Annotated in this window: 9 protein-coding genes and 2 pseudogenes; 2 read left to right on the top strand and 9 right to left on the bottom strand. The window is 64.5% G+C overall.

Annotation, left to right across the window (positions count from 1 at the left end; genetic code table 11):
• Positions 1-82 (bottom strand): annotated as a pseudogene (locus RT697_RS21165) (DUF4148 domain-containing protein); the annotation flags it as partial.
• Between the two features lie 301 nt (positions 83-383).
• Positions 384-1,550: a mandelate racemase/muconate lactonizing enzyme family protein gene (locus RT697_RS21160; protein ID WP_313701549.1), complete on the bottom strand. Its 1,167-nt coding sequence runs from the start codon at positions 1,548-1,550 to the stop codon at positions 384-386.
• 95 nt (positions 1,551-1,645) lie between these two features.
• Between RT697_RS21160 and RT697_RS21155 the strand changes: the two genes are divergently transcribed.
• On the top strand, positions 1,646-2,545 hold the full coding sequence (locus RT697_RS21155; protein ID WP_313701548.1) for a LysR substrate-binding domain-containing protein: 900 nt from the start codon (positions 1,646-1,648) through the stop codon (positions 2,543-2,545).
• Between the two features lie 27 nt (positions 2,546-2,572).
• Here RT697_RS21155 and RT697_RS21150 read toward each other — a convergent pair whose 3' ends face one another.
• From RT697_RS21150 to RT697_RS21120, 7 genes are all read right to left on the bottom strand, one after another.
• Positions 2,573-4,123: an AAA family ATPase gene (locus tag RT697_RS21150; RefSeq protein WP_313701547.1), complete on the bottom strand. Its 1,551-nt coding sequence runs from the start codon at positions 4,121-4,123 to the stop codon at positions 2,573-2,575.
• Positions 4,124-4,132: 9 nt separating this feature from the next.
• On the bottom strand, positions 4,133-4,708 hold the full coding sequence (locus RT697_RS21145) for a hypothetical protein (protein ID WP_313701546.1): 576 nt from the start codon (positions 4,706-4,708) through the stop codon (positions 4,133-4,135).
• A complete protein-coding gene (locus RT697_RS21140; protein WP_313701545.1) occupies positions 4,705-4,893 on the bottom strand; it encodes a hypothetical protein in 189 nt (62 codons plus the stop codon). Before RT697_RS21140 ends, RT697_RS21145 begins: the two co-directional genes overlap by 4 nt.
• A 9-nt stretch (positions 4,894-4,902) precedes the next feature.
• The gene (locus RT697_RS21135) at positions 4,903-6,615 is read right to left on the bottom strand and encodes a hypothetical protein (protein ID WP_313701543.1); all 1,713 of its coding nucleotides are present in this window, start codon (positions 6,613-6,615) and stop codon (positions 4,903-4,905) included.
• A gap of 10 nt (positions 6,616-6,625) precedes the next feature.
• Positions 6,626-7,105: a hypothetical protein gene (locus RT697_RS21130; RefSeq protein WP_313701542.1), complete on the bottom strand. Its 480-nt coding sequence runs from the start codon at positions 7,103-7,105 to the stop codon at positions 6,626-6,628.
• A gap of 262 nt (positions 7,106-7,367) precedes the next feature.
• Positions 7,368-7,883: a single-stranded DNA-binding protein gene (gene ssb, locus RT697_RS21125; RefSeq protein WP_175124763.1), complete on the bottom strand. Its 516-nt coding sequence runs from the start codon at positions 7,881-7,883 to the stop codon at positions 7,368-7,370.
• Between the two features lie 294 nt (positions 7,884-8,177).
• On the bottom strand, positions 8,178-9,362 hold the full coding sequence (locus RT697_RS21120; protein ID WP_313701541.1) for an MFS transporter: 1,185 nt from the start codon (positions 9,360-9,362) through the stop codon (positions 8,178-8,180).
• A gap of 240 nt (positions 9,363-9,602) precedes the next feature.
• On the opposite strand from RT697_RS21120, the pseudogene RT697_RS21115 reads away from it, so the two are divergent.
• A pseudogene (locus RT697_RS21115) lies at positions 9,603-11,193 on the top strand (excinuclease ABC subunit UvrA); the annotation flags it as partial.

Raw genomic sequence — 11,193 nt, 5'->3', positions numbered from 1 at the left:
CGGGCGGATAGTCCAGTTCGCCAGCTTGGGCGGCGCCGATGAAGGAAGCGGAAAGAATCAGGGCGGATACGAGGGTCTTCATGGTCAATCTCCAGTTTTTGATGCAGTATGCGTTTCAGTTAGCTATCTACCTGTAGGTAGACGTCGAGGGAAATAAAAAAGCGGTCCTACTGTATTTCTGATTTCGGCGCCGGGCGGTTTGTTGTGTGCGCTGCGTCGATGGGATGAATCTTACCTACTACTAGATAGATGACGCAAGCGGGTAAAGTGAAACAATTTATGTCGTGATGCGGGTCGGCAACAGCGAATGCGCTGCGGCAGTCTTGTAATGAGCCCATACGGCGTCCCGCGGGCACCGCCAACGGGACCGCCATCGCCGGCAATCAGGCCGACAGCGCCCGCATCACGGCGTACAGATCGGACTTGCCCTCGAAGCCGATGCCCGGCAGGTCCGGCATCGTGACGTAGCCGGCTTCCACCTTCACCCCATCCGGAAAGCCGCCAAAGGGCTGGAACAGATCCGGGTAGCTCTCGTTACCGCCCAGACCTAGGCCCGCCGCGATGTTCAGCGACATCTGATGCCCGCCATGCGGCACGCAACGGCTTGCGGACCAGCCGTGCTGACGCAGCATCGCGAGCGTGCGCAGGTACTCCACCAGCCCGTAGCTGAGCGCGCAATCGAACTGCAGATAATCGCGATCGGCGCGCATGCCGCCATAGCGGATCAGGTTGCGCGCATCCTGCATCGAAAACAGGTTTTCGCCCGTCGCCATGGGCTTGTCGTAGTAATTGCGCAGCGTCGCCTGCAGCTCGAAGTCGAGCGGATCGCCCGGCTCCTCGTACCAGAAGAGGTCGTATTGCGACAACGCCTTGGCGTAGGCAATCGCCGTGTCCAGGTCGAACCGCCCGTTCGCATCAACGGCCAGCTTCTGGCCGTCCTGCAGCACGCTGAGCACCGAGTCGATCCGGCGCAGGTCCTCGTCCAGCGACGCGCCGCCGATCTTCTTTTTCACGACCGTATAGCCGCGGTCGAGATAGCTGCGCATTTCGTCCTTGAGCGCGGCGTGGTCCTGACCCGGATGGTAGTAGCCGCCTGCCGCATACACGAACACCCGCCGGTCCGGCTGGCCACTGCCGTAGCGTTCGGCGAGCAGCTGGAAAAGCGGCTTGCCTTCGATCTTCGCGACCGCATCCCACACGGCCATGTCGATGGTGCCGATCGCCACCGACCGCTCGCCGTGTCCGCCGGGCTTCTCGTTCTTGAACATCGCGTCCCAGACCTTGTGCGGATCCAGGTTGCGCCCCGTGCCGTCCACCAGCGTGTCCGGGTCCGCTTCCAGCACGCGCGGGATGAAGCGCTCGCGCATGAGCTTGCCCTGTCCATAGCGGCCATTCGAATTGAAGCCATATCCGACCACCGGCTTGCCGTCGCGGATCACGTCGGTGATCACGGCGACCAGGCTCAGCGTCATCTTGCTGAAGTCGATATAGGCGTTGCGGATGGGCGAACTGATGGGCAGCGTCTGCTCGCGGATGTCGACGATTCTCATGGTTTGTCTCCGGTTGGATCGCGTCGGGAATCGATAGGTTAGTGGCGCATCCCTGCCCTAGAATTCACCCTAGTTCATTTGATTATTTACTCTAAGTGAAAGCCGACCTCGCCTCCGAGCTGCAGTTCTTCGTGCTGATCGCCCGGCTGGGCAGCCTGTCCGCCGCGGCGCGGCAACTGGATCTGACGCCACCGGCGGCCACTAAGCGCCTGGCCCTGATGGAAAAGCGCCTGGGCGTGCGGCTGGTCAACCGCACCACGCGCAGCATCAGCCTGACCAACGAAGGCGAGACCTACCTGGCCTATGCGACGCGAATCCTGGCGGACCTGCGCGAGATGGAAGACGTGGTGTCCAGCAGCAGCGCCCAGCCGCGCGGCCTCATCCGCGTCAATACCACGCTGGGGTTCGGCCGCACGACCATCGCGCCGCTGGTCTCCGACTTTGCGAAGCGCTATCCGCAGGTGCAGGTTGAACTGGAGGTAACGGACCGGCCCGTCGACCTGGTGGAAGGCGGCTTCGATCTGGCCATCCGCTTCGGCGAACTGCCCGACAAGCGCCTCGCCGCCCGGCGCATCATGACCAATCGGCGCTTTCTGTGCGCGTCGCCCCGCTACCTGAAGGCGCACGGCACGCCGGCAACATTGGCCGACCTCGCGCATCACCAGTGCATTCTTCACCGGCAAAACCACGAGGCGCACGGCGTCTGGCGATTCACGCACAAAGGCCGCGTCGAAGTGGTGAAGGTGGAAGGCGGGCTATCCAGCAACGATGGCGACATCGTGCTGGGCTGGGCCCTGGACGGCCACGGCATCCTCATCCGGTCGGAATGGGATCTGGCCAAATATCTGGAAAGCGGCAGGCTGCGGGTGGTGCTGCCCGACTTCGCGCTGCCGTCGGCGGATCTGTTCGTTTACTACCCGCAGCGCCGCAACCAGACGGCTCGCGCGCGGGCATTTATCGATTTTCTGGTTGAGGCTTTTGTCCCGGCCGCCTGAGCGCGGGGCGCCAGCGTTGCCTCGCGATCAGCCCAGCACCTGACGCCGGGGCCGGGATGGCGCAATGGCTGCGCCGATGGGTTGGCCAGATGCAGGCACCGCGCGTTCGCGCCCCCAGGCGCGAATGCTCTCGATCTGCTCGGGTGCTGTCTTTGAAAGCGGCACCACGTTGCGGAAGCTGTCGCGAAACAGATCGGGCGTGGCGGCGGCATCGCCATTGAGATAGGCCTCTTTCACGACTTCGCGCACGGCAGCTTCCAGGTCGGAGCCGGCAAAGCCGTCGGACAGCTCCACCAACTCTTCCATCAAGGCCGGCGGCTGCGTTTCCTTCAGACCGCGCTTGACGTAGATGTCGATGATCTCGTGACGTTCCTGAGGGGTCGGCAGATCCACGAAGAACAGCTCGTCAAAGCGGCCGCGACGCAGCAGTTCTGGCGGCAGCTTGGACACGTCGTTGGCGGTGGCAACCACGAAAACGCGCGCACGCGCTTCCTGCAGCCAATAAAGGAACTGCCCGACCAGCCGCGTCGAGGTGCCGCCATCGCCGGAGCCTTGCGCGCCCGCCAGCCCTTTCTCGATCTCGTCGATCCAGAGAATGCAGGGCGATACGTGGTCGGCCGTTGCGAGCGCGTCCTTCAACCGCGACTCGCTCTGACCAAGGTACTGACCATGAATTGTGGACAGGTCCAACCGATACAGCGGCAGACTCCAGCTTGCGGCGATGGCCTTGGCCGACAGCGATTTGCCGCAGCCCGGCACGCCCACCAGCAATACCCCACGCGGCGGCCGGATGCCACGCTCGCGCAGATCGGCGGTCAGGAGCGGCCGCTCCTTGTCGAGCCAGGCCTTGAGTCCACCCAGCCCGCCCACGCTCAATTCATTGCCCCGTACCGACACGCGTTCGATGCCGCTGATGTCGGCAAAGATGCGGTCCTTGGCGTGCATGAGCTCGACCATGTCGCTCTTTGCGATGCGGCCGTTGGCCAGCAACGTGGCGATGATGTTCTCGGCCTCGATGCGCGAAATGCCCGCGAGGATCGCTGCTGCGCGGCGCTCGTCCTCGCTGTCCCACTCGATGTCGAAGTGACCGCGATACGCTTCGAGCGTGTCATGGATGATGGCGTACATCTCGTCCTCGCTCGGCGCGGACAGCGTCAGCGCCATGCCTGCGCGCTGCAGTTGCCCCCACACGGGCTTCGTGGTGATGACAACGACCACGCCGCTATGCTCGGCGGCCAGCATCACGACGTCGAGCAGATGGCGCGCGGAGGCGGTGTCGTCTTCGATGTCCGAGATTTCGGTCAGCACGCACGACAGGTTCTGACGCTGCGCGAACTGCTGGCTCGCAAAATCGACGGCGCCGGTGACCGAGCGGTCCTCGTTCACGCTACGGCCCGTCGCAAGTTCGCGCGTGCCCTGCGACAGGGTATGAACGAACACGGGCGCATTGAGCGGCGCCACCACTTCACGCAGCAGTTCCAGCACCCGGCTGCGCTCGGCGCTGCGGATCGAAATGAAGGGGATGCGGGCCTTGAGGTAGCGCGTCAGCGTGGCTTTGAACTCAGTCGTATCGCTCATGGATCGGTATCAGAGAATGATGTTGCGCCGGCGCACGCCGGCTTGCGTAATAGGGGCTTGCGCTGTCGCGACGGCAGCCTGGGCCGGGGGCAGCCCTGACGACGACGCCGGCGTGACCGGCTCGTAGCGCATCAACGGATTGTTGCGCAGCACGACGCCCAGGCGGCCACTCCGGTCCGCCTTCGCGCTATCTTCCAACGACTGCTGCGCGCGCTGTGCAAACTTGCGCACCTCGTCGGTGAGGTGAGTGCGAAGTGTGGCGGGGAATATTTCGACCTGCGCCAGCCGATGCAGAAAGGCCAGATGGGTTCGCGCATTCAGGATGGCGCGCACGACCAGACTTTCGTCGCCGCCGGCACGTAGATCGCGAGTCAGATGTTCTGAGCACCGAGTCAGTCGGGCGTTGAACTCATCAGCCAGGCGCTGTGAAAACAGCGTGACCACCGCGCCGCCGGCATTGAGGTCGCCCGCGCGCATGGCATTCAGGCAGGCCTCGTCCTGGATTCCCTCGGCCAGGCGATCCAGGCAGGCGGACCACTGCGCGTAGCTGCGCGGCGTTTCGATCAGGCCGGACAGGGCGCTCACTTGATGCGGCGAATGAACGGAGATGCGGGCATGAGATCCCATGCGGGTAGCGCGCCTGCCAGCGCGTCGCGCGATTCGGCGGGCACGACAGCAGGGGCCGGGCTCGCGGGAAGCGTGGTGACCGGTTCAGCAACCGGTGCGGAGTCGGGCACGAGGCTGGGGCCCGGAGAAATCTGGCGGATCATCGTGGTTCCTTATGCCTTGAGCATGACGCGGCGTACCGAATCATGGGAGGAAAGTACGTGCTGTTCCGGGCTGATGCCCTCGAGCAATTGAGTCACGCGAACCGACACGTCGTCGCGAGCCGCGACATCGCGGCGCAGTTCAACGACCTCGGCCAGGCAGGCCCGCAGCGCATCGCCGGCCTGCTGGCGCAGCTTGGCATAGTTGGCCTTGACGTTCGCACGTTTGGTCTCCAACTGGCGATGCGTGAGGTACGCCCAGAGAAGCCCCGCGCCGCCCAGCAGCAAGGGCACAATGCCTGCGCTGACGGAGCCAAGAATGAGTGCGACACTCAGCGCCACGCCCAACCAATGCTTGGCGCTGAACTTGATGGCTGCAAGATCCCGGGCCTCGCGGGCGGCAATTTCATCTTCCAGACTGCGCAGCAGGTCGGTCTCGTTGCTGCCATCCTGCGTAACGCCTTGCCAACCCTCGATCTCGAGGTGCACGTCTGCCGGCACCGCCATGCGAGCCTTGGCGGTGACATCGGCATGGCCATCCAGAATCCAATCGCGCGAGTGAGCCACTGCAAAGCGTTGCGTTGCGCGCGTCACGTGGGACACTTCAGGATGCATCGCGGCATTGGTAAGGAGCTGCGTGAAATCAACCTCCTCGTCCAGCGCGGCGCTCTGAAGATCGAAGCGCTTCTGCGCCTCGCGGCGGTCACCGCCCTCCTCGATGATCAGGCGGCACAGCTCCTCCTGGCGACGCAGCGGCAACTCTTCGTCATCGAAGCGCGTGACCAGCTTGCTCAACAGATCATCGACCGCAACCAGCACGCTGGCGGCCGGCCGGATTTCACCCTGGAAGACGCCCTCGAAATGCGCCAGCACGGCTGCATGCATAGCCACGCCGTTGATCGCCCGGTTCAGCTCCGGCCAGGTCGGGCTCATGCGCTTCAGATGCGAATAGCGGTTGCCGTGATCCTCATTCGGCGCCTTCGACAACAGCGCACGTCCCCATTGATTGCGCTGCGCTTCGACAAAGCCAGCCCGGGCCGACAACTCGTCGATCCAGTCGGCGATGCGCTTGGTGCAATGCAGGGCGACTTCAGCGCCGAACACGCCGTTCGCTAGCGCGTCCACCATGATGACCGTCTGGCGATCAAGCTTGAATGGGTCTTGCAGACCGAAATAGCGGTCCAGCCACGTGCGGTTGAGCTCGTTGCGGCCAGCCCGGCGCGCAATCAGCGCAAAGAAAAGCGATGTCTTTTCATCGTCACGGCGGATGGCTTCGGCAAGCGCTCGTTCCGCGAGTTCGCGGTTGTCGCCCAGCCAGGCGGACAGCGCCACCAGCGCCGGAGCCAGCCAGTAGCGCGGCGCCGAGATCATGAGTTCTTCGGTGGCGCTGCGCAACGTTTCAGTGCGTACGAGCTGGATATCGGAGGCCTGAAGAATACCGGTGGCCTGGCGCCGCACGATCCCGTAGAACTCGTACGTCGTGTCCAATTCCTGGCGCACCTTCACTTGGCGAGTCTCGGCCAGCGCGAGCTCTTTGGCCTTGAGATCCGACGCCACGAAATCGGCGAACGCCTGTTCAAGCCGTGATAGCTCGGCCCGCGTCTGGTTCAACTCCCGGCCGACCGAGTCCACCTGGCCTGACACCGTGCCGATATCGCCCTGCAAATTGCGCAGCGAACCAAGAATGTTGCTCAGGTCCGCCGCTTGAATAATGCGCTCTGCCATGTTTGATTGCTCAGTTTTCGATGATGGCGGTCTGACCATTGACGCCAACGGCGATCAATTTGTCGGTATAGACCTCGATAAAGGCGTAGTGGCCGCTGCGAGCCAACGATCTGGCCCGCTCCATGCCTTGCGGCAAGGATTCCCCCCCCTTGAAGTGCTGAATGATCCCCCCGGTCGCCTCCAGGGTATGCACCTCATACGGCGCCCCCAAAAAACACTTGGCGATGATCCCGACGGGCCAGGCGTCGATCTGCACATCCGGAAACTCGGCCCGAATCGCCGCCATCAGCGCGTCGGTGGCGGCTTTACCGTGCACGTGGCCGCCGGCATCCAGTCGGGTCATGGCCTCGACATAGGCGGTCGTGCGCTTCTGCCGCAAACGCGCCTGCAGCTCAAGAGGATTCAGGCGGGAACGCGCTGCGGTATTGACGCTCACTTGCGTGTCGAGCGCGACTTTGGGGCCGGCCGCCCCCAGGATGGAACGCACCATTTCAACGGACGAGGCCTGAAGCGGCCCCGATGCAAAAAAATTGTGACGGATCGGATCTTAGCCTGTTCTGCTGGATGACTTCATTAAGAACAGGGGGCCAAACCTGCCTTAGCCGAGCAAAATGCGCGCGCCATGCCACGGGAACCGTGCCATTGCGGCGCCTGTGAACACGCGAACCCAGCCCCGCTGCCACGTACCGCGATGATTCGAAAGCGCAAAAAAAACCCACCGAATGGGTGGGTTCTTGTCAGCGCGATCGGATTTAGAACGGAATATCGTCGTCCATATCCGCCAGGTTGGCGCCGCTGCTGGCCGGGGCCGCTGCGGGAGCCGGGCGCTGCTGGGGCGCCGGGCGTTGGGCCGGGGCGGCGCGCTGCTGGCGCGGCGCGTCGTCGTAGCCGCCGCCACCGTAGTTGCCGCCACCGCCGCCGCCGCCGTCTTCGCGGCCGCCCAGCATTTGCATCTGGTCAGCGACGACTTCGGTGCTGTAGCGGTCGGCGCCGGTGTCCTTGTCTTGCCACTTGCGCGTCTTGAGGCGGCCTTCGATGTAGACCGAGCGGCCCTTCTTCAGGTATTCGCCGGCGATTTCAGCCAGGCGGTTGTACATGACGACGCGGTGCCATTCCGTTTCTTCGCGCTTTTCGCCGCTGGCCTTGTCCTTCCAGGACGAGGTCGTGGCGATCGACATGTTGCAGATTGCCGCCCCGTCGGGGCTGTAGCGGACTTCCGGGTCGCGACCCAGATTGCCCACGAGTATGACTTTGTTAACCGATGCCATGCCGATGTCCCTCTGTTGTTGACAGCCTGCGACTTGCGTTGCCGCGAGCGCGCCGGCAACAACATAAAAAAGCGATGTTGAAGACCGGCTTCATGAAACTCGCCGGTCCTCGAAGCGATGACCGGCGATGTCCAGGTGAAGCCTGTGTTGATGCGTATTATCGACGAAAGCGCCCGCCGCGCCAAACGGGATCGGTGACAAATCGATCACCGCGGGCAAACCATTTCGGCGCTGTTGGACGCTGTTCGGGGCCAGATCCGCGACTTTCAAAAGCCTGGGGGAAAGCCCCAGCCGTCAGGCCAGCGGCCGCAGCGCCCAGGTGACCGCCAGCCACACGGCCGACAGGACCGCCGCGCCGATGAACACCGCGCTGGCGCCCGAATGCCCTGCCAGCCAGCCGCCCAGCGCGCCCCCCGCGAACAGGCCCGCTGCCTGCGCGGTGTTGTAGAAGCCCAGCGCCAGTCCCTTGTACGCCTGCGGCGCCACGCGCGAGACCAGCGACGGTTGCAGCGCCTCCAGCACATTGAAGGCGACGAAGAATCCGGTCAGCGCGATAGCCAGCGTGTAAAAGCCATGGCTGGCGGCCGGCAGCAGCGCGCACACCAGCACCAGGCCGGCAACCGATGCGCGCAGCGCGCCGCGGTGCGCCCGGCGCTTTTCGGCCACGAAGACCACCGGCACCATCAGCACGAACGAGACCAGAATGACCGGCAGGTAGACCTTCCACAGGTCGCGCGCGTCCAGCCCGCCGACCTTGGCCAGCAGCGCCGGCACCACGACAAACAGCGACACCTGGATCAGATGGAGCACGAAGACGCCGAAATTCAGGCGCAGCAGGTCGCGATGGGTCAGGACCTCGCGCGGCTTGGCCGCCTGCATCGTGCGGGCCTGCGTGCGGGGCACCACGGGCACCACAAAGCGCGCCACGGCCAGGCAGACGACGCCCAGGCACGCGATGGTCCAGAACAGGCCCGACAGCCCCCACCAGCCCACCAGCACCGGCGACAGCACCAGCGACACGGCGAACGACAGCCCGATCGATGCGCCCACCATCGCCATGGCGCGCGTGCGCACCTCGTCGCGGGTGGCATCGGCCAGCCAGGCGGTGACGGCGGCGGAAATGGCGCCGGCGCCCTGGATGGCCCGGCCTATGGTGATCCAGAAGACGTCCGTCGCCTGCGCACAGACAATGCTGCCGGCGATAAAAAGCAACAACCCGAAGATCACCACCGGACGGCGCCCCCAGCGGTCGGACGCCAGACCGAAGGGAATCTGCATGAACGCCTGGGTCAGGCCGTACATGCCCAGCGCAAGCCCCACGCGGACGGGATCGTCGCCCCCCGGCATGCCGCTTGCGGCGACGGCAAAGACCGGCAGCAACAGGAACAGGCCCAGCATCCGCGCGGCGAACAGGCCGGCCAGGGCCACGCTGGCGCGGCGCTCGGAAGGGGTCAATTTCAGTTTTTTATCTGCCGGCATGCGGAAATTTCAACGATGACTAGGGCGGCGCGCATGCTTCTCATGTCATACGCTCACGGTCTGATGCTTGCGGTGCGGCGCCGGCCTCGGGCCAGTCCAACCGGATGAACGGCCTTGAACGCGAGAGGATTCGGCGCGCTATAGTACCAAGTTGGCCTTTGAAACCGCTTAAATGCGCCCAAAAGGTGCGCAGGATCAAAGGCGCCATCGACGACGCAACTGGACGTTACCCATACCGACGTGACCATACGCATCCGGGGTGCCCGCACCCACAATCTCAAGAACGTCTCGCTGGACCTGCCGCGCCACAAGCTGGTGGTCGTCACCGGCCTGTCCGGGTCCGGCAAATCCTCGCTGGCATTCGACACGCTTTACGCGGAAGGCCAGCGGCGCTACGTGGAAAGCCTTTCCGCCTACGCCCGCCAGTTCCTGCAACTGATGGACAAGCCGGATGTGGATCTCATCGAGGGCCTGTCTCCGGCCATCTCGATCGAGCAGAAGGCTGCGGGACACAATCCCCGCTCCACCGTCGGCACCATCACCGAAATCCACGACTACCTGCGCCTGCTCTACGCGCGGGTCGGCACGCCTTACTGCCCCGACCACGGCCTGCCGCTGCAGGCCCAGAGCGTCAGCCAGATGGTGGACGCAGTCCTGGGCTGGACGCCCGAGACGCGGCTGGCGGTGCTGGCGCCCATTGCGCGCGGCAAGAAAGGCAGCTTCGAGGACGAATGCGCCAGCCTGCAGGCGCAGGGCTACGTGCGCTTGCGCGTCGACGGCCAGTTGGTGGAAATCGACGGCATGGCGCCGCTGAAGAAGACCGAGAAGCACGATATCGACGTCGTCATCGACCGCCTGCGCATCAAGCCCGAGAGCAAGCAGCGCCTGGCCGAAAGCTTCGAGACGGCGCTGCAGCTTGCCGAAGGCCGCGCCCTGGCGCTGGACATGGACAGCGAGCGCGAACAGGTCTTCTCCAGCCGCTACGCCTGCCCGGTGTGCAGCCACAGCCTGCCCGAACTGGAACCGCGCCTGTTCAGCTTCAACAATCCGATGGGCGCCTGCCCCAGTTGCGACGGCATCGGACAGGTCGGCTTCTTCGATCCCAAGCGGGTCGTCGCCTTCCCGGAGCTGAGCCTGGCCGCCGGCGCGATCCGCGGCTGGGACCGCCGCAATGCCTTCACGCATTCGCTGCTGACCAGCCTGGCCGCCCACTACGAATTCGACATCGAGGCGCCCTTCGAAGAGCTGCCCGAAGCGTTGCGCGACAAGGTCCTGTACGGGTCCGGCGAAGAAGAAATCTCGTTCCTGTACCTGAACGAAAAAGGCCGCAGCACCGTCAAGCGTCATACCTTCGAAGGCGTCATCCCGAACCTGGAGCGCCGCTGGCGCGAAACGGACTCGGCGACGGTGCGCGAGGAACTGGGCAAGTACCGCAACATCAAGACCTGCCCCGATTGCGCCGGCTCGCGCTTGCGCCCCGAAGCGCGCAACGTGCTGATCGGCCATGACCCGCGCGGCGGCGAACGTCACGGCCAGGCCATCTACGAAGTCGAGGCCATGCCGCTGTCCAGCTGCCTGGACTGGTTCCGCAATCTGAACCTGACGGGCGCCAAGCAGGAGATCGCGCAGCGCATCGTGCGCGAGATCGAGGCCCGCCTGAGCTTCCTGAACAACGTCGGCCTGAACTACCTGTCGCTGGACCGCAGCGCGGACACGATTTCCGGCGGCGAGGCGCAGCGCATCCGGCTGGCCAGCCAGATCGGCTCGGGCCTGACGGGCGTGATGTACGTGCTGGACGAGCCCTCCATCGGCCTGCACCAGCGCGACAACG

The organism is Achromobacter sp. (assembly GCF_032113835.1).
GTDB lineage: Bacteria > Pseudomonadota > Gammaproteobacteria > Burkholderiales > Burkholderiaceae_B > Achromobacter.
The sequence above is the reverse complement of the archived record's forward strand: the minus strand, read 5'-3'. Positions and strand labels throughout refer to the sequence as shown.

Coding starts and splice junctions, on each gene's coding strand:
- RT697_RS21160 (WP_313701549.1), bottom strand. CDS start 1,550: ATGAGAATCGTCGACATCCGCGAGCAGACGCTGCCCATCAGTTCGCCC.
- RT697_RS21150 (WP_313701547.1), bottom strand. CDS start 4,123: ATGAGCGATACGACTGAGTTCAAAGCCACGCTGACGCGCTACCTCAAG.
- RT697_RS21140 (WP_313701545.1), bottom strand. CDS start 4,893: ATGATCCGCCAGATTTCTCCGGGCCCCAGCCTCGTGCCCGACTCCGCA.
- RT697_RS21135 (WP_313701543.1), bottom strand. CDS start 6,615: ATGGCAGAGCGCATTATTCAAGCGGCGGACCTGAGCAACATTCTTGGT.
- RT697_RS21130 (WP_313701542.1), bottom strand. CDS start 7,105: ATGGTGCGTTCCATCCTGGGGGCGGCCGGCCCCAAAGTCGCGCTCGAC.
- ssb (WP_175124763.1), bottom strand. CDS start 7,883: ATGGCATCGGTTAACAAAGTCATACTCGTGGGCAATCTGGGTCGCGAC.
- RT697_RS21120 (WP_313701541.1), bottom strand. CDS start 9,362: ATGCCGGCAGATAAAAAACTGAAATTGACCCCTTCCGAGCGCCGCGCC.